At 38.2% G+C, this 20,225-nt stretch carries 9 protein-coding genes and 1 tRNA gene; 3 read left to right on the top strand and 7 right to left on the bottom strand.

The annotated features are described in order from the left end of the window. Nucleotides 1–312 precede the first annotated feature (312 nt). Entirely contained in the window at nucleotides 313–699 is a 387-nt protein-coding gene (locus ACFIJ7_RS00910) for a YbaN family protein (RefSeq protein ID WP_375635415.1), read from the top strand. Nucleotides 700–2,268: 1,569 nt separating this feature from the next. Here ACFIJ7_RS00910 and pncB read toward each other — a convergent pair. From pncB to aroA, 5 genes are all read right to left on the bottom strand, one after another. Next, nucleotides 2,269–3,573, bottom strand: coding sequence for a nicotinate phosphoribosyltransferase (gene pncB / locus ACFIJ7_RS00905; protein ID WP_375632143.1), 1,305 nt, complete (start codon nucleotides 3,571–3,573; stop codon nucleotides 2,269–2,271). Nucleotides 3,574–3,705: 132 nt separating this feature from the next. After that, nucleotides 3,706–12,276: a GH36-type glycosyl hydrolase domain-containing protein gene (locus ACFIJ7_RS00900; protein ID WP_375644383.1), complete on the bottom strand. Its 8,571-nt coding sequence runs from the start codon at nucleotides 12,274–12,276 to the stop codon at nucleotides 3,706–3,708. Nucleotides 12,277–12,504: 228 nt separating this feature from the next. Continuing rightward, nucleotides 12,505–14,205, bottom strand: coding sequence for a 30S ribosomal protein S1 (rpsA, locus tag ACFIJ7_RS00895; protein WP_026500132.1), 1,701 nt, complete (start codon nucleotides 14,203–14,205; stop codon nucleotides 12,505–12,507). Nucleotides 14,206–14,337: 132 nt separating this feature from the next. Continuing rightward, a complete protein-coding gene (gene cmk, locus ACFIJ7_RS00890; RefSeq protein ID WP_375635413.1) occupies nucleotides 14,338–14,985 on the bottom strand; it encodes a (d)CMP kinase in 648 nt (215 codons plus the stop codon). Next, complete coding sequence (aroA, locus tag ACFIJ7_RS00885) at nucleotides 14,982–16,310, bottom strand: 3-phosphoshikimate 1-carboxyvinyltransferase (RefSeq protein WP_375635412.1); 1,329 nt, start codon at nucleotides 16,308–16,310, stop codon at nucleotides 14,982–14,984. Before aroA ends, cmk begins: the two co-directional genes overlap by 4 nt. A gap of 187 nt (nucleotides 16,311–16,497) precedes the next feature. Between aroA and ACFIJ7_RS00880 the strand changes: the two genes are divergently transcribed. Both ACFIJ7_RS00880 and ACFIJ7_RS00875 read left to right on the top strand, forming a co-directional pair. Continuing rightward, entirely contained in the window at nucleotides 16,498–16,878 is a 381-nt protein-coding gene (locus ACFIJ7_RS00880; protein WP_375635411.1) for a TIGR02300 family protein, read from the top strand. 117 nt (nucleotides 16,879–16,995) lie between these two features. Further along, a tRNA-Ala gene (locus tag ACFIJ7_RS00875) sits at nucleotides 16,996–17,071 on the top strand. Nucleotides 17,072–18,258: 1,187 nt separating this feature from the next. Here ACFIJ7_RS00875 and ACFIJ7_RS00870 read toward each other — a convergent pair. Together ACFIJ7_RS00870 and ACFIJ7_RS00865 are read right to left on the bottom strand one after the other, a co-directional pair. Continuing rightward, a complete protein-coding gene (locus tag ACFIJ7_RS00870) occupies nucleotides 18,259–18,846 on the bottom strand; it encodes a hypothetical protein (RefSeq protein WP_375635410.1) in 588 nt (195 codons plus the stop codon). Between the two features lie 111 nt (nucleotides 18,847–18,957). Beyond that, complete coding sequence (locus tag ACFIJ7_RS00865; protein ID WP_375635409.1) at nucleotides 18,958–20,139, bottom strand: DNA recombination protein RmuC; 1,182 nt, start codon at nucleotides 20,137–20,139, stop codon at nucleotides 18,958–18,960. Nucleotides 20,140–20,225 lie beyond the last annotated feature (86 nt).

The following is a 20,225-nucleotide window of genomic DNA, read 5'->3' as shown; positions in this document are numbered from 1 at the left end:
TAATGTCTAGCAAGTGAATGCGGTACATTTTCTCCCCCCCAACGCTGCATTCTTAATTAAGAGGCTGCATTGATTTATTCTGCAGCCTTTTTATTTTTTTTGATTTTCTAAAATCTCTTCTCTTTTCTTGAAATCAGTTAAAATGATTATCATATTGCGTGAGCTATTTGGTATTTTCAAGGAACTTATAACAGCAAAGACGCTTACGCATGAAGGGGTAGAAAGTAATTGTGCACTCAGACATGTAAACAGAAAAAAACAGATATAATGTTTTTGTAGAGGGTTTTGCGTAGAGGAAAAAAATACAAGAAAATGAAAAAAGATTTGAAGATATCTCACCCTTTGCGTATCTGCTATTATATAGCAGGGTGGACAATGGTTATATTAGGTATTATCGGTGTAGTATTACCTATTATGCCAACTGTGCCTTTTTTGTTAGTTGCCTCATGGTGTTTTACGCGTTCTTCTCCACGTTTTCATCAATGGTTGAATAATCATCGCATTTTTGGTCCCCCTATTAAGCGATGGGAAGAAAAAAAAGCAATCTCTCCATTCATTAAAATTTTTGCAATAATGAGTATGACAGGAGGATTTTTATCCTTTTTCGTAATGGTACACCCTCCTTCATGGATTTCCTTACTTGTTGCGGTTATATTATTGCTGATTGCCCTTTATATTTTAACACGTCCATCTTCATAATGATAGAAAAGGCTTTATGAGATACTCTTTTTAGCTTCGACTTATTTGTAAAAACTATGAGGACTTTTAAGTTTTGAATATAAGCTCTCCATATCCAAAATGCATATGAAATAGCAAGCTTTTTGAAAGAACTTAATTAATAATATGTTTGTGAAATAATTTTTATGAACAAAGAAGACTGTTTACGCACACTCAAAATGTTCTCACTTGGATAAACCACATTCATGGAAGAGAGTCATTATTTTTATAAGACATGTTTGTATGAATCTCTATATATACGTCATTGAAAAGTCATTGATATGATAGCCATTTCTTTCTAAAAAGACGTTTCGTTTGTTTTCATATCTCTTAATGAGGATATAATACAAAGCTTATTAAACATCATCATTTTATACTTATACAGTTAAGAAGCCGGTCTATTATATCAATCTTTAATGTTACATCTGTTCTTAGCTTAAGAATAATTCATAAGAAACAACAGAGTTTTTCAAATGGTTTTATGCATACACGCATTCTTATTATAATATGTGAATAAATAAATTCTCTGTCTTTGTATAAAGCTTATTCGAAATAAAAATATTATTGCATTCTCTGTTTTTTAATGAGGTCATGCCCCTCATGTAAAACAAAAGGGCTCCCCAATCATGTTATTTACACATTTATTTTAATGAACATTTCTCAACGCTTTACGCATTTCATGATGGCAGACCATACATGGATAAAGTAAAATCTCCTGTAAAGTGTATAAAATTCATTTGAGCACCATCATCCTTGCCTTACAAAATGCACACCGATAGTCACCGTGCTATTTGTCATCCTCCAATGTTGCCTTAGCAATTCCTAATGTTACAACTGTAGCTTTTCATTGGGTTTTGTATATTTTTACACTAGATTTTGTACCAATTTATTTTTTTTCAAAGAGTTTTAAAGATGTTCTCAAAGGGGGGAAAAGCCTTTTCTCATTTTTACTATGGAAACGCATTTTTTTCTGATTTTCGGTAATTTTTGCAATTTTAGGCGTCAAAATCTATTTTGATAAAACGCGCATTTAATGGTCAAAATTGTACATAAAAACAACAAATTACCACGTATTCCTACTTAATCCTATCTCTTCCCACTTAGTACAAACCTACTGTCGAGCTACAACAATAACCCTTAAAACTTGAAAACCTTCATACATGTAAGGAGATGAGTGTGCTTGATTTAAAAGGGTTGAAATGAAAAAAATTTATGATATTCACGCACGCTCTTTCAACATGCAAAACAACAGTATCTTGTCGTGCCGTATAACACCGTTATTTATGACAATGATATAAGGAAGCCTCCTTGGCTAAACTTCCCTAGCAAGTTAAGTATTTTTTTAATGCGTAGTGAATATTTTTAAGTCTGATCTGTCGAATCCTTATGTAAGTGAAGCGTATGCGTGGTAGGCCAAGTAGAATCTGCTCAAAAAACAACCGAACTATTTACAGACCAGCAAAGGTTAAGACCCCTCATCCTTAGGGCAGGACAAAAATCAATCTTATAAACAATATGATGAGTCAATATACTCGTTTAAAGAACCGGAAACTACGTCTTTATAGGTCTAGCAATTCGCTTTTTATTACCAAAAAAATTGAGATAACGTTGTACTTCTTTTGAATCACCGATCGTTTTTTCAGGATTATCTGAAAGCTTTACGGCTGGTCGACCATTGGCATAGGTCACCTTACAAACAAGGGAAAGAGCATCAAGAGTTTCGATTTCCTGAGGTGCACAGCCTGTAAAGTCATTGGTAAGATCCGTGCCCCATCCAAAACTCATGCGCACTCTGCCATGGAAATGATGATAGGTTTTTTCAATTGTATTGACATCAAGAGCATCAGAAAAAATTAAAAGTTTTTCGCGTGGATCTTTTCCTTTTTCTTTCCACCATTGAATAATACGTTCGCCACCTTCAATAGGGGGCGCACTATCGGGTCTGAAACCTGTCCAATCAGCGACCCAATCTGGTGCATTGCGTAAAAATGCTTCTGTACCAAAGGTATCAGGTAAAACAATGAGAAGATTTCCACCATAATAACGGTTCCAATCTTGCAAGACTTGATATGGAGCTCTGCGTAATTCATCATCGTTGTTGCTGAGAGCCGCAATAACCATGGGCAATTCGTGTGCATTGGTTCCAAGAGCTTCTAAATCCGTATCCATGGCAAGAAGAACATTAGAAGTTCCAGTAAAAGAATTACCAATGCCTTCTTTTAATGCTTCCACACACCAGCGCTGCCATAAAAAAGAATGGCGACGCCTTGTCCCAAAGTCAGATATTTTAATATCAGGCAATTTTTTGAGACGTTCAACTTTACTCCACATTTTTGCTTTAGCACGCGCATAAAGTACATCAAGAGCAAAACGATCTAGTTTTTTGAGAGCTGCACGTGAACGTAATTCACTGATAATAGCAAGGGCTGGAATTTCCCACATAGAGCTATGAGCCCACGAACCATAAAAATGAAGCATATATTGGCCATCTTTGCGGGTTAGTTCATATTCTGGGAGTTGAAAATTCTCAAGCCACTGAAGAAAATCCGGTTCAAAAATTTGTTTGCGTCCATAAAATGTATTACCAGCAAGCCAGATCATTTCTTTTTTTGTAAAGCGCAAACTAAGAGCATGATCAAGTTGAGCACGTAATTCACTCTCATCAATATCATCGGCAAGACGTATTGTTTTAGAGCGATTTATGAGGGAAAAAGTAACATTAACATTAGGATACAACCCCCAAATCATCTGTACCATAAGAAGCTTATAAAAATCCGTATCGAGAAGTGAACGAATAATGGGATCAAGTTTCCAAGTATGATTGTAAACACGTCTAGCAATATCCGGATGATTCATAACCTTTTTCTTTCAGTTTCATAAAATCTAAAATATTATGCACCAACACGGACAATATAGGCGGTGCAATATAACAACTCTACAGTTTTGGGCAAGAATAAAAAAGTCTGCTCTCTTTTTCATCTTTCATCTCTAAGATTTAACAATACGTATAATTTCATGCTGACCTGTTTTGTGTAACTTTATCCCCGCATGAACTTCGGTATATTTTTTGCCATTAACATGGAGCATATTTTTAGGTCCCCATTTTACTTTAATGGTATAAACGGCATCATAAAACTTCATTGTTGCTTCATATTTTGGCCAAATAGAGGGTAAATGTGGCTGTAAAAACAACAGATCTCCCTGACGCTGTATTCCAAGAATAGCTTGTGTTGCAGCACGATAAAACCAACCGGCTGAGCCTGTATACCATGTCCAACCGCCTTGACCACATCGTGGTTCAACAGAATAAATATCTGCGGCCATCACATAAGGTTCAACACGATAAGTTTCAGGATCTTGTCCATGGGTAATCGGGTTAATCATAGAAAATAAAGCGTAAGCTTTATCGTTTTGTTCCATTTCAGCCAATGCTAAAATACTCCAAATGGCACCATGCGTGTATTGACCACCATTTTCTCGGATTCCCGGAGGATAACCTTTTATATAACCGGGCTCAAGTGTGCTTTTATCAAAAGGTGGCCAAAAAAGGCGAATGAGTCCGCCTTTTTTATCATAGAGATGTTCCAACATTGATGTCATTGCTTGCTTTTGATGTTCAGGCGACGCCATTTGAGAAATGACAGCCCAAGATTGAGCAATGGTATCAATTTGGCATTCATCATTAATTTTAGAACCAAGAGGTGTTCCATCATCAAAATAACCACGTCGATACCAAGCACCATCCCAACCGTTTTCCTCTAGGGATTTTGTTAAGCGTTCAAGGTATGTACTCCATATTTGCATATGGCTGTTATCACCACGTTTTTTGGCCAAAGGAATAAATGCTTGTAATGTGTACCCAAGAAACCATCCTAACCAAATGCTTTCGCCTTTTCCTTCCACACCTACCAAATTCATGCCATCATTCCAATCCCCACCTAAAATAAGAGGGAGACCATGGGGCCCGCAGCGTTTAATGGCAAGGTCTAAAGCTAAAGCACAATGTTCATAAACTGTTGCAACCTTTGAGGATTGGATAGGTTGAAAATAAGCATCCTGTTGCCCACTTTTGAGAACATCACCTTCAATAAAAGGAATGAGCGTATCAAGAAAAGCGTCATCACCAGTGGTAGTGACATAAAGAGCTGTTGCATATGCAAGCCAAACAATATCATCAGAAATGTATGTACGAACACCAGCATTTGTGTCAGGCAACCACCAATGTTGCACATCCCCTTCAAGAAATTGGTGCGCTGCTGCATTTAATAATTGTTCACGTGCTAATTGTGGTTCCAGCAATAACAAAGACAGGCTATCTTGTAACTGGTCACGAAAACCAAATGCACCACTCGCTTGGTAAAAGCCTGCACGTGCCATGATGCGGCATGCGTAGATTTGATAAGGAAGCCAATGGTTGACCATAAGATTAAAAGAAGCGTCAGGTGTTTTGACTTGGAAAGGAGAAACAAAATCACTCCATTGCTGTTTTTGTTTTGTGAGCAGAATTTCAAAATCACTTGCATGTACTTGATTGAGTAATTTTTCAGCTTCTTGCCTATTTTCAGCACTGCCAAGATAGAAGATGATTTCTTTTGTTTGCCCTGGTTGAAGATCAATATCATAGGCGAATGCTGAACAAGGATCACATCCTGCTTCAATGATATTCGAAAGAGCACCAGCTTTACGGATCGCAGTTGGATGCGTTACGGTTCCCGTTGCACCAATAAATTCAGCACGATTGGTTGTGGTGCTGGTTGGCATTTCAGATGCCGATAAGAATGTGACTTGTTGAGATTTTTCAATGTGATAAGGATTTTGAATAAAATGTACACCCCTTTTGTCCTCATAAGAGGAAATAATGAAGGGGGCATATTTTGTACGGGTATTTCCCAAAACCCATTCAACATAATTATAAAGGCGTAAACTGCGTAGTTTTTTCCCTTCATTCGTGAGGGTAAGACGTGAAAAGCGAACTGATTTTTCCGGATCGAGTGTATGAGTCAGTTCTAATGCAATTTCTGAATGTGTCGATTTAAAAGTTGAAAATCCAAAACCATGACAAGCCTCATAGACAATATTTTCATCACATTCTACAGCAGAAACGGGTGAAAAACGTTTTAAAGACTGGCGATCAACTAGATAAAGTGCTTCTCCTGGCCGGTTAGATGTTGGATCATTTGCCCAAGGAGTTAATTTATAATCGCGGCTATTATTAACCCAAGTAAAAATTGCACCTTCAGCAGAGACATGAAAACCAAATTTGTGGTTAGCGATGACGTTAATCCACGGGTGCGGTGTAGTTGTACGTCCATGAAGACGTATTACATAATGGTTATACTGGTTAAAACCACCGTAACCATTCCAATATTTTAGATCTTCTCCATTTATGGGAAAGGAGGAGGGTTTTTGTTGGCTAATAAGACCAATGGAAGCAAAAAAATTTTGTTCAGTTTGTATTGTAACTTGCCTTCCTTCGCTATACTTTGGGGAATCTAATTGATCATGCAATTCATGATAATTTTTATGAACTGTAAGATCAAAATCACTCTCATCAAGTCGTTTAAGCTGTTCAGATAAAGAGCCATTTTGGGCATCAAGAACGATGCGCGCTGATGCAAGAAGCGTTTTAAAACTCTGTTCACTCATTTGATCGCGTCGAAGCATGAAAATATGTTGGCGTTCATCTGCTTTTTGCGTGTGGTGATAATAAGATTCACAGACCCACTCAAGAGCGCGTTGTGTATTTTGTATGTAGGAAAATGTTTGTTCATTAAGAATGACCAAATCAACAATGAGTCCGCGTATATGCCAATATTCGTGTGCTTTAAGGAGCTCGCGCAGTACAGAGATATTTCCCTCGTTATTTAACCTAAGAAGACAGAGTGGATTGTCTCCTGAAATGGACATAGGCCAAAGATCGGACTGTTTTCCAAGCGTTTTTGCTAATATTTCAGGAGAAAGACGCCATGTTCGATCAAGGTAGATAAGCGATGTGGCATATTTTTGATAGACAATAGCTTCTTTAGGCTGGGTTCCGCTCTGATACAGTGCGACTTGTGAGCGCGTCCATGCCCTTGAAAGTTCTTTTTGAAACATATCGGGTTGTCGATAATGTTTAATATGATTATGCAGCGCTTCTTTTGTATGAGCAGCAAAAGTCCAAAAAATAAGTTCTGCTTTTCCATATGCTGAAATTTTGATACGGCATCGCAATGACATAATAGGATCAAGAACACAACCTTGACTGTTACTGAAACGAGCATTTTGGTCAAATGCAGCGGGCCGATGAATAGATCGACCCCGCCCAATAAACAGAGAGCGATCCGTTTCAGCTTCTGTCTCTTGGAGAATATCTGTTGTACTAGAGACAAAATGGGCAACATAGATTTCAGGATCGCTAGGTGAGCGTTTGCGCCTTTTGGCAAAAATTGTTTTACCTTCCTCAGCAATTTCTGTCTCTATAAACATACGGAAAAAAACAGGATGAGCTTGGTCTGTATCCATTGTGGCAAGCGCTAATTCACCATAAGAAGTCACTTCAATGAGGCGCTCTTTATTTGTCGTATTCATCAGTTGAATACGTCTACCTTCGCCACATCCTTCAGATGTAATAAGACATTCAAGTGTTGATTTTATACCATCAACCATTTTTGTATATTCAGCCTTTTCATCTGTAAAAATGCTGACAGCTTCTTCTTCAATAACACGTGTTGGCTCACTAGTAACAGACCACCACCGTCCACTATGCGTATCGCGTAAGAAGAATAAAGTACCTTGTTGATCTTCTGTTGCATCAGGAATAAAACGCGTAATCGCATAATCGTGCCACCGACTGTAACCAGAACCATTCGCTGTTAGCATGGTAAAATAAAAGCCATTAGACAAAAGTAACGTTTCTCGTGGTTTGAGCAACGGGTTTGTAATAATGCGCAAAGGAGCGGCGTCAAGTGCTTGAGACTTATTGCGCATACGATTAACAGCTTTGGTATGAATAATAGGAATGAGATGAGGCGCTCTTTCCTGTAACAGCAATTGCGTTGCTTCAATAATGGGATCACGGTGAAAACGGTCACGCATTCGCCCTTGAAAAATAACATTGTTAAGAGCAAGGATAGACATGCCATGATGGTGCGCATAATAATTGCGTACAACAGCGTATTTTTCCCCTGTTTTCACGCGTGAAGGGGTAAAATCGACAGAGTCATAATAACCATATGTTCCTAAAGCTCCAAGATCACGGAGTCGTTTTAAATTAGCGACAGCGCAAGCAGGAGCATATTGTGCCGCTAGAAGGCTGGCATAGGGAGCAATGACAGCATTGCGTGAAAGACCACGTTGGAGTCCGAGGTTTGGAACACCAAAATGAGCGTATTGGTAATTCATTAAATGATCGCGAGCGTTAAATGCGGCCTCTGAAATACCCCATGGCAATTCCCGTTTATGAGCATATTGTATTTGACAATGAATAATCAATCGATTTGTTTGATCTAGGAGAGATCCTAAAGGTTCATGCATTACGAGAGATGGCATAAGATATTCGAACATCGATCCAGACCATGATAGGAGCGCACCTTTCCAACCTATGGGTACGAGGAGTCGACCAAGACGAAACCAATGTTTAAGTTTTATGTCTCCTTTTGCGATAGCAAAAAAACTTGCAAGACGTGCTTCTGAAGCAAGTAGATCATAACAATTTTCATCGAGTTTGTTTTCTTGAACACGATATCCAATGGATAAGAGATGCCGTTTAGGCTGTTCTAAAAAGTCAAATTTCATATCAAAGGCTATTTGCCGTGCTACTATAGCCAACCTGTTTAGTTTTTTACGTAATTTTTCAGTATCACAATGAGCAGTCGCATCATGATGATAAGCGTTACAGGTATCGATAAGGCATTTAGCCCAAGAAAGCGCACGAGCAGATTCTATCGTTTGAATTTTGTGGTCAAGTTCACTGACTAAGTGCACAATATCGTGGGCTGCATGTGAAAGGTCTATGATGTGAGAAGGAATCGTATTTTCTTGTTTTACAAAAGTGAAGACAGAGTCATGAAAACGAATGATGTTTTCTTCGATTTTTTGACGTAACGAGCGTAAATTGGGTTGATGATCTGGAATTTCTTTGACAGTTTCTTCAAGAATAGCAAGAACATCCGATAAGCCTTCTCGATCACTTTGAAACAAAAGAGGCAGTTTTTCAGCCCATTCACTTAAGGCAGAAGAGAGTGTTATCAAATGACCGGCAAGATTTCCTGAATCAACGGTTGATACATAAGTAGGTAAAAGAGGCCTGAGTGTATCCGTTTCATACCAATTATAGAGATGACCACGGAACTTTTCCATTTTTGTAAGAGAGCGTAATGTACATTCAATACGGGTAATGGTCTCTTCAAAACCAATCCAGCCAAAATCACGTGCAGCAATAATAGAAAGGAGATAAACGCCAATATTCGTAGGAGATGTACGTTGAGCAACAAGAGGTTCAGGATCTTCTTGAAAATTATCGGGAGGCAAATAGTTGTTTTGTGCATTGACAAAGGTTGTATAATAAAGCCATGTACGCCGTGCAATAGAGCGAAGTTTTTTTTCATCTTTTGAAGAAAGATCAAGACTATCTTGAAAGGTTGAAGGTTGACTCACAATCCAAGCAATGAAGGGTGAAAAAAACCATGCTATCCCAAAAGGAAAAGCAATCAAGCTTGCAAAACTATCAGAAAAAAGAGAAAGTGCTACAGTAAGGACACCAATAAGCGATGCTGGTGCCATTATAAAAACATAGAAGCGCAAACTATTGGGCATTGATTTTGTTGCGGCAGAAGTTTTCCATTCAAGAAGATGCTGTTTTGAAATCGTCATACGATAGAGTGTACGAATAATCGCATCGGTCATAAAATACGCCGAATGAGCAAGAAACGTTGTTTTAAGAAATATATCAGCGCTTGTAAGAGCAGTTTTGTTCCAAATTAATTGAAAATGTCCACGCAAAGAATGATCTATATTGGACGAGACAAGCGTTTTTAATACACATAGAATGGAAGAAATGAAGGAGCTAAACAACAAGAATATTTGCCAGACGATTGCACTCTTGAAAGACAAAAAAGTCCATCCTGCAAATGCTGCGATTAACCACATAAGTGGAGTAAGAGAACGACGTAAATTATCCTGCATTTTCCAACGCGTCACGGAACTTATTTGACGGTAGAAAAAAAGATAAGGCAAAAGCTGCCAATCACCGCGAATCCAGCGATGATAACGCATAACATCAATATTATAAGCGGTTGGATAGTCTTCAATGACTTCTATGCTACTTACCAGAGCAGTACGAGCATAACCTCCTTCTAAGAGATCATGACTAAGAATAGTATTTTCTTTAATTTTGCCATCAAGCGCTTGTTCAAATGCATCAATATTATAAAGACCTTTACCGATAAAGGTACCTTCTCCTAAAAGATCTTGATAAGTATCAGAAACGGCAAAAACATAAGGATCAATGCCACGGTTGATAGAAAAAACCCGTTGGAGAATTGATGTTTTTTTTCCCGTTGTAAGAGAAGGAATAATGCGTGGTTGTAAAACGCTATAGCCTTTTACAACCTTTCCACTTTGCGGATCAAAAATGGGATGATTGAGTGGATGGTTAAGCTTTCCAACAAGTTTCGCGACGCTCTCTGGAGTAAGACGTGTATCACAATCCAGCGTCATAACAAAACGGCAATCCATAGGAAGGTGTGGCTTGGGAGGATAAAAGCTTGTGTTTTTATCGCCTCTTAAGAGCCGATTGAGTTCATGAAGTTTTCCTCGCTTTCGTTCCCATCCCATCCAACATTTTTCGCTTGTATTATAAAGGCGTCGGCGATGTAAAAGGAAAAAAAGAGGAAGTTCATCACGATGATAACGACTATTGAGTTTATCAATACTCTTTTGCGCATAGTGCAATAAATCAAGATCATCTTGCGTTTCTCTCAATGGAGCATCCACCCAATCTGTAATGAGCGCAAAATGAATGGCACCTTTAGGATTGGAAAGATAGTGCACTTCAAGATTGCGCACTTGTTCATCAATATCATCGCGTGATGTCATCAAAGTAGGTACAACAACCATTGTCCGTGCATGTTTTGGAATACCTTCTTTATATTCATAGCCAATGAGTTGTCTTGATGGGACAAACCATGAAACAACAGTGTTAAATAAAGCAAAAGCAGCATCGATAGCAGGAAAAAGCGCTAATACAGTAAAGCAAAAAGACATCCATGATGTCATGCCAGATATTTGTAAAAGGGCGTAAATTACAAGCAAAAGAGCGAGCGTCAGAAAAGAGACAGGAATAGCGATGACTCTCAATTTTGAGCAACAGGAAGCTCGTGTCCATTTTATGAGAAAGGGCGGGATATATCCACAAGCCTTTTCAAATATGCCACGACCATCATCAACAAGGTACCACCCCACACAAGAATGATGAGGCATATCTTTAGAAGTGGAATTTGCCATTTCTACAACTTTATGTGCAATTTCCAGCTCACTAAGAGGCGAAAAGCGTGCAACTTTTTCAATGACTTGTCGATAAATATTGCGTGAGTGAGAATCAATTTCAGAAAAATCACTATTTTTACGCAAAATAGAATCGACACAACTCACTGTTTCAAACCATGCTGTCCAATCAACATCATCTATAGCTTTAAGAGCACGGATAATATTTCCCATGGTCACACCATCTGCTGCTTGTCGGGTATGTTCATCAGCTGTTGCAATTTCTAAGCTACTGCCTTGGCTTTTCAATTGCTTTTCAAGCCAAGTTAATGCTACGGTTGAATCGACAGATGCACTGCGTAGGCGATAGAATAAATGTGCTGAAAACGTTGGATCAACAGTAAATGGTTTATACTGCGTAAAGAGAGAGTGTAGATTTGTTTTATTTTTTACAAGAGAAATTTTATCAGCCACTTGACTAGCAAGATGGCGCATATGTCGCGCTTTTTCGATACGTACTGAAAGACGACGGACATTTTCAATGAGCAGCATTTGCATAACAGAAGGAAGAGCCCACAATTCACCAATTGTGAGCGCACAAACTTCTTGAAATCCATTGGTCATAGCAGTGAGTGTTTCTTGTGAAAAGCTGCTATCAGTATGCGCAATATAAAGCCAAGTTAAAGCAAAAATTCGTGGTATTCCCGCTTTGTGTGTAGAAAGAGGAAGTTGCTTTATGAAGGACTTAGGTAGATTACGACGTAGCTTTTGTATAGTTTTATCAATGGTGTAATGATTATCAATGAGCCATTGAGCAGACGGTGCGATAGTCTCATCATTTCGGGCTGCAAAATCACTGGTATGAAAGGCATTAAGAATAAGTTTCGCATTTTCATTCAATCTCTTGCGAAAATCTTCTACTCCTTCATATTCAGGGAGTAAAATTTCTTTACCAGAAGCTATATCATGCCCTAATTTATAAAGATCTTCCCGTACCTTATAAATTGCACGAAGAGGAAAATCCGTATTAATAAAATGTTTTTTTTTCTCTTTTTGAGAAAAAAAGCACTTTATGAAAGGTATTATGCACGTCATAATGTCCCATTGTTATTCAATTACATCGTTTTTTATTTAAATTGTAAGCATTTTATCTGAATAGTGAACCGTTGATAGACAAAAAAACAAACTTTTTGTTTTTAGTTGCAAGCAGTTATAATTTTTTACGCAATAATTAGAAAATAAGCAGACAATTTTTTTAGAAAATAAAAAGGTCACCCTAAAATGAGTGACCTTAATAACACCGTCAACTTTAATGATTGATGATTAATCTTGTTCTTGTTTTTTTAAAGCAGCACCAAGAATATCACCAAGAGAAGCGCCCGAGTCTGTAGAACCATATTGTGCAACAGCTTCTTTTTCCTCTGCAATTTCTAAAGCTTTAATCGATACCGAAATTTTACGTGTTTTTTTATCAAATGCTGTGATGCGAGCATCAACCTTTTGCCCAATTGCGAAACGCTCAGGACGTTGCTCATCACGATCACGCGCGAGATCAGCACGCCGAATGGTTGTCTCAAGGTTGTGGTCAATCAATTTCACACCAATGTCATTGTCGTTAACAGCAATCACTTCGCATGTTACAACAGCACCTTTTCGCAATTCGCCAGAAGCAGCTGCTTCTCCAACTTTATCGCTGGAAAGCTGCTTAATTCCAAGAGAAATGCGCTCTTTTTCAATGTCAACATCAAGGACCACAGCTTTAACGATATCGCCTTTATTGTAAGTATCAATGACTTGTTCACCAGGACGGTTCCAATCAAGATCAGACAAATGAACCATACCGTCAACATCGCCTTCAAGCCCAATAAACAGACCAAATTCTGTTTTATTTTTAACCTCTCCTTCAATTTGCGAATTGACAGGAAATTTATTGGCAAAAGCTTCCCATGGATTTTCAAATGTTTGCTTTAAGCCAAGAGAAATACGCCGTTTAGAAGGATCAATCTCAAGAACAACCACTTCTACTTCTTGTGATGTAGACAGAATTTTCCCAGGATGAACATTTTTCTTCGTCCAGCTCATTTCAGAAACATGGATCAGCCCTTCGATTCCTGGCTCAATTTCAACAAAACCACCGTAATCAGTAATGTTGGTGACAGCACCCGTAATTTTTTTACCAATCGGATACCGAACACTAATGCTTTCCCAAGGATCACTTTCAAGCTGTTTCATTCCAAGAGAAATACGGTGTGTATCCTGATTGATACGAATAATCTGGACTTTAATCGTTTGACCAATTGTGAGGACTTCAGATGGGTGGTTAACACGCCGCCATGCCATATCTGTAACGTGCAAGAGACCATCAATCCCACCAAGATCAACAAAGGCACCATAATCTGTGATATTTTTCACCACACCTTCAACGATTTGGTTTTCTTCAAGATTTTGTACAATTTCTGAACGTTGCTCGGCGCGACTTTCTTCTAAAACAGTACGACGTGAGACCACAATATTGCCACGACGACGGTCCATCTTCAAGATTTCAAAGGACTGAGAATTATGCATGAGAGGTGAAACATCACGAATGGGACGAATATCAACTTGGCTGCGCGGCAAGAAAGCAACAGCACCATCAAGATCGACTGTAAAACCACCTTTTACTTGGCTAAAGATCACTCCATCAACGCGTGCACCAGCATTGAATTTTTCCTCCAAACGGACCCAACTTTCTTCGCGCCGTGCTTTTTCACGGGATAAAACAGCTTCGCCCATCGCATTTTCAATGCGTTCAATGTAAACCTCAACTTCATCGCCAACTTGCAAAGAACCGTCTTTTGCTTTAGCTCCAAATTCTTTGAGAGGAATACGTCCTTCAACTTTAAGACCAGCATCAATAATGGCCATGTCTTTTTCGATTGCAATAACACGACCTTTAACAACAGATCCTTCATTAAGATCATTGGTTTGAAAAGATTCTGTTAAAAGGGCTTCAAAATCCGCTGTTGTGGGATTGTATTGTGACATAAGAACTCCTAATATATACCTTGTGTTATAAGGTATGAGCGCTAGGTTAGTGTTAACATAAGCAACTCCCTGCCTTTTTCCTTGAATAAAGGAAAAAAAGTTAGCGCGAGGCTGGAAGTCACCTTAACGAATTTATCCAATTATATGCATTTTTATGATTGGATCAATAAAACTACATGCAATTTCAAATGTTGCTTCTATACTCAATTCTGATGTATCAAGCAAGTGGGCGTTTTTTGCTGGTTTTAGTGGACTTTGTTTACGGGTTATATCGCGACTGTCGCGCTGTTCAAGTTGAGCTAGGATTTCATGATAATTTGCTTGAACCCCCTTTTTTAAAATCTCCTGGTAGCGACGTTTGGCGCGCGTCTGAACATTGGCTAAAACATAAAACTTGATATCGGCATCAGGACAAACAATAGTTCCGATATCACGTCCATCAAGCACACAGCCAGGCAAAACTTTAGCAAAGTTGCGTTGTTTTTCGACAAGAATTTTGCGTACAGCAGGGTTAATCGCTATTTTTGAAGCCGCTTCACCAAGTTCATGAGAAGAAAGAAGGGCAGGATTTAAGGTATTAAAATCAAGTTCTTTAGCATAAATAATAGCATTTTTTTCATCATTAAGAGCTAAATTTTGTTGTAAAAGCGTATGAGCAACACTACGATAAGTAAGACCCGTATCGAGATGGCGAAGACGATAATGTGCAGCAATTTTGCGTGCTAAGGTTCCTTTGCCTGAGGCTGCAGGTCCATCAATGGCAATAACAAAAGGCTTCAAGCAATTTTCCCCCCAAGTTGTTTTATAAAAGGAATAAATTCTGGAAAGCTCGTAGCGATCATTCGTTTATCATCAATGGTAACAGGTTTTTCTGATATAAGCCCAAAAATGAGAAAACACATAGCAATTCGATGATCAAGATGTGTGGAGACATGTCCACCACCCAAACCTTTGGCAGAACCTTTCCCATAAACAATAAGAAAATCTTGACCTTCTTCACAGTCTACGCAATTAATTTCGAGTCCTTGAGCAACAGCAGACAGTCGATCTGATTCTTTTACACGCAATTCTTCAATTCCTAACATCACTGTTTTGCCTTCTGCAAAGGCTGCTGCTACTGCCAAAGCAGGATATTCATCAATCATTGATGGAGCACGTTCTTTGGGCACCGTAACACCTCTAAGAACCGATGATTTTATCCGTAGATCAGCAACATCCTCTCCACCTGTTTGACGTCGGTTCAAAAATTCAATTTGAGCACCCATTTCCCTCAATGTTTCGATAAGTCCTATTCGAGAGTTATTTATCAAAACATTTTCAATGGTGATATCAGAGTCTTCTACAAGAAGGGCTGCGATAATTAGAAAAGCAGCAGAAGAAGGATCACCCGGAATATGAATCGTTTGTCCAGTAAGATGGGGTTGACCGTTAAGATGAATCAAACGCGCACCTTCATTATCTTTTTCTATTTCAAGTTGTGCACCGAATGCTTTTAACATTTTTTCCGTATGGTCTCGTGTCAGAACTGGTTCAATAACAGTTGTAATGCCGGCGGTATTGAGTCCAGCAAGCAGGACTGCTGATTTAATTTGGGAGGAAGCTATTGGAACACGGTAACGAATCGGATTAGCCATTTTCGGACCATAAAGCGTTAAAGGAAGGTGATCGTCGTGCGTTGCTTCAATTTCAACCCCCATGAGACGCAGTGGATCAAGGATACGTCCCATTGGACGTTTAGAGAGAGAAGCATCACCAATAAAGGTTGTTTTCATATGATATGGACCAACCATTCCCATAACCAAACGAGCACCTGTTCCAGCGTTTCCAAAGTCTAAAGGTTTTTGTGCAGCTAAAAGGCAACCATTCCCTGTTCCTCGTATGGTCCATAAGCCATCTTTTTTAATAATACAGGCACCCATAGCTTGCATAGCAGCAGCTGTATTGAGTACATCAGCGCTTTCAAGTAATCCATGAATATGTGTCTCACCACTTGCTAATCCTCCCAATATAAGAGAGCGATGAGAGATTGATTTATCTCCTGGTATTTTAATTTTTCCAGAGAGACTACTCGATTTATAGGTGGTTATAGGGATTGCTTTTTGCATGGAAATTCTATTTAATTCTATCTAACTTTTATGAAATTGTGCATCCTTTAGCACATGCTTTAAAAGACGTCATGAAAAAATCACTGTGAAACGGTGTATTTATCTTTGACAAAGGCATTATTTTTCGATTAAGCACCATAGAATTTATCTTTTAATGGAATAATAGTTAATCAAAGAGGCACGGTTTATGGCAAAAAAAGAACTTGGAACTAAACGTGTTGATCCAGAAACGGGAAAAAAATTTTACGATCTAAATCGCGATCCTATTGTGTCGCCCTATACAGGAATTTCTTATCCGCGTTCTTACTTTGAAGTTGCAGCAGCTGAGGCAAACAATGAAGAAGACGTTGATACTGAAGAGCTTGATACAGCACTTGAAAAATCTGCTTTTATGCTTCTTGAAGAGGATGATGAGGATTCTAAAGATGACGATCTTCCTGATTTAGAAGATAGTGATGTAGATCTTGGTGATGACGATGATACATTTTTATCTCATGATGATGACGATGAAGATGATGACGTTACTGATATTCTCGGAGGCGGTGTTTCTAATGATGACGATGCTTAAGAGAAGTAAAAGAGGACATCTTTTCCATTGAATGTAAATTCTTCTTGATCTTCAATTTTGATCGTTCTAGAAAAGCTGAAACTGTATACTTTCCTTTTGGGAAAAATTGTTTTTATAGGGGCTATAGCTCAGCTGGGAGAGCGCTTGCATGGCATGCAAGAGGTCAGCGGTTCGATCCCGCTTAGCTCCACCAAAAGGACCAGCTATTCTATCAAGGGAATCAATTATAATAGAGAATGTGTGCATCAATTTAAAAGGTTTATGCGCTATTTAATCATCATTCCAATAGCGCCTGTTGCTTGCATTTTAGCGGTATTATAACACGTTTTTAATCATTTGTTGGATTATAAAATTTTACTGTCGTAACCGTGAAAGTAGATAATTTTTTATGCTTTGCACAGAAACAGAAAAAGAGCTGTTTAACTTACGCCTTGTTTTAAAGGACAAAATTTGAATTACCTTTATCACAATATTTCCACAAAATCATAATATGTTGGTTATCGATATCTTTTTAAAAGGTACGAAGTACCTAAACAAAGATGAGGGAATAAAATATTAAAATATTCTTCTCAATTATTGCGAATCAGAACTTTTTTCGAGTATTTTTAGCTTGATCAAATGTCCTGCCAATTAAAAAATTGCCTACTTTGAGTAGCATCTACCTACTCAATACTAAGGTGTATTAACGCTCAAATAACATATTGAATCAATTAATTTTGTTTTCTTGCACGTCACAAAAAAGGTTGAGGTGTGAAAGCGACGTGCGCCATCATTATATGTGCTAATTCCCAATGTTGCCAATAATTCTTACATTTGAGAATGTTCATAAGAAACATTTTTAGTCTTTTCTTTCACAGTTTTTATCCACATGCCAATTGCGCTTGTTATGTGCAAGCCAATGGTTTTTATTGATTCAACCTCAAGAGATCTGAAATGATAAAACCCTACGCCATTCGAGATTCTTACTTTAATATGATGCTCGAATTGCATTTCTTTTGATTGCTCTTTTATACGCTAACAAAGAAAATATTCATGTAATAATCAGTCAGCAATACGCATAATGAAAATAAAAAATAATATTAAATTTTAAAATTTTTATTCAATAATCTCTGGTACTTAGCCCTGTGAGAAATGTCAGAACCAAATAGAAGATAGTTTTCATTGTAAATTTTTTAAACAACAGAGGTAAAAATATTGAGAGTGCTCTCAAAATATTGTGCATTGCAAAAGCTTTCTGTCTCTTTGGTTTATTCTAAAAAATAACAATTTATTTCATTTAACAATCAGAAAAACGATACAGCCTTATCACGCCATAAGAAATTTGGCTCTCAAATAATTTTACCAAAACAATTCTCTAATTGAGATTTTCAAAAATCTTCCCTAACGCCATCCACATCTCTTTAATTGCTGTTCATAGAGCCTCGATATCCTTGCCATGCGCTGTGCTGCCTGTGAAAGTGCCGCAGAGACATGCCCGCCACTACGCGCATAAGCACCATGTCCCATATGATAATTTAAATAAAGGCTATATGCATCATCAAATCTCACCCCATTGCGTTGAACACTTTGGCGATGGTACCAAGCAATAAAATCAGCAGAATCTGCAAAATTCGTACGCCATGCAAAAGATCTGCCCGTAGAGCGAAGATACATTGCCCATGTACTGTCAAGCGCTTGAGAATAACCATAGGCTGTCGATTGACGCTTCCATGGAATAAAACCAAGTAGTTTTTTACGTGGAGGACGTGCATTGTGACGAAAGCTCGATTCCATATTAATGGTTGCAAGAATAATAGACATAGGAATCCCATAGCGCATTTCTGCACGTTTAGAAGCCTTACCCCAATTGTCAAAAAAACCATTTTTTTGTGCTAAAATAGCACACGCATTGTTCGTGTGTATGGGAGTGGTTGTTGCACACCCATCTAGCAGAAACACCAGTGCCCCTAAAAACAAAAGGTGTCGCATATTCCTATTCCTCTCGTTTAAGAAATAAAACAAGATAGAGATACTAAAAAAATATTACCAATCAATAAAGAACATGATCTGACTTGTGATATTTAAGAAGCTTGCTTTGCTTTATTCCTCGTCAGCAAAACGCAATGTTTGCGACTGAGCCAATGTTGTCATTTTTGTTGGTTCAGAATGATTCTCTTTTAATTCGACAGTTTCAATGCGATTTGCCCGTTTCATAATTTTGGAAGACGATATCAAAATTCCCTCTATATCTTCACCTGCTTTGTGAAAGTGCTTCTGTAACGCACGAACACGTATATCCATTCGTCCAAAATCTTCCATCAATTTTGCTACTTCTGATTGAATTAAGTGCGCTTGTTCACGCATCCGTGCATCTTTCATAATGGTTTGTACCACTTGGACAGAGAGCATCAACAAAGATGGTGAAACAATAATCACATGAGCTCTATTGGATTTTTGTACCAATGCCTCAAAGTCCTCATAAATTGTTGCAAAAATCGATTCAGATGGCACAAAAAGGAAAGCAGTGTCATGGGTTTCTCCAGGAATCAAATATTTTTGTGCAATATCACGAATATGGACTTCCATATCGGTACGAAATTGGCGTTCTGCCTCTTGACGCTCTTGCGCTGATTCTGCCTTACGCATAGCATTCCAAGCCTCCAGAGGGAATTTAGCATCAACAACAAGAGAAGGGGCTTTATTGGGCATATGAATGAGACAATCTGGGCGTTTTCCATTGGAAAGAACAGCCTGAAAAACATAAGCATTTGTTGGTAAGGCATCGGCAATAATTGCTTCCATCCGCCCCTGACCGAAAGTACCACGTGTCTGCTTATTGCTTAAAATGGACTGCAACTGAACAACTTGTCCCGTAAGCGATTGAATATTATTTTGTGCCGCGTCAATCACTGCTAAACGCTCTTGCAAACGATTCAAATTTTCATAAGTGGATTTGGTCTGTACCTGAAGTGTTTGGCCTAAGCTTGTTGTCATCCCATTGAGTTGCTCACTGAGTGATTTATTCAATTCAGCCTGCCGTTGACCAAAAATTTCCGCCATCGTTTGCATTCTCCCTTGCATTTCAGCTTGTGTTTTCAGCAAGGTAGCCATCTGCATTTGTGCCTCACGTGCGCGTTCAGCAATTTCATTTTCCAAAAATGCTTTTTTTCGATGAGAATGTATCAACATAAAAAATGCCCAACAAACAAGTATAAATAAAAGCAAAAGCATTAGTTTAGAAAAAAACTCTCCAGCGAGTATGGAAAAAAACGAATCAAACATAAATTGTAATATAACGCTCTTATTGTAAAAAAACGCAAGAATCCGTTATTCAATATTGACCAATAACAAACCATTGATTAATCTCT

The sequence above is a fragment of the Bartonella sp. MR100HLJHH genome (genome assembly GCF_042194215.1).
In the GTDB taxonomy this organism is placed as follows: domain Bacteria; phylum Pseudomonadota; class Alphaproteobacteria; order Rhizobiales; family Rhizobiaceae; genus Bartonella; species Bartonella grahamii.
Note: the sequence above shows the minus strand (reverse complement) of the source record. Positions and strands in the feature narration are given on the sequence as shown.

Excerpts from the sequence above, each read along its gene's own strand:
- ACFIJ7_RS00910 (WP_375635415.1), top strand. The coding sequence starts at position 313 with ATGAAAAAAGATTTGAAGATATCTCACCCTTTGCGTATCTGCTATTAT.
- pncB (WP_375632143.1), bottom strand. The coding sequence starts at position 3,573 with ATGAATCATCCGGATATTGCTAGACGTGTTTACAATCATACTTGGAAA.
- ACFIJ7_RS00900 (WP_375644383.1), bottom strand. The coding sequence starts at position 12,276 with ATGACGTGCATAATACCTTTCATAAAGTGCTTTTTTTCTCAAAAAGAG.
- rpsA (WP_026500132.1), bottom strand. The coding sequence starts at position 14,205 with ATGTCACAATACAATCCCACAACAGCGGATTTTGAAGCCCTTTTAACA.
- aroA (WP_375635412.1), bottom strand. The coding sequence starts at position 16,310 with ATGCAAAAAGCAATCCCTATAACCACCTATAAATCGAGTAGTCTCTCT.
- ACFIJ7_RS00880 (WP_375635411.1), top strand. The coding sequence starts at position 16,498 with ATGGCAAAAAAAGAACTTGGAACTAAACGTGTTGATCCAGAAACGGGA.
- ACFIJ7_RS00870 (WP_375635410.1), bottom strand. The coding sequence starts at position 18,846 with ATGCGACACCTTTTGTTTTTAGGGGCACTGGTGTTTCTGCTAGATGGG.
- ACFIJ7_RS00865 (WP_375635409.1), bottom strand. The coding sequence starts at position 20,139 with ATGTTTGATTCGTTTTTTTCCATACTCGCTGGAGAGTTTTTTTCTAAA.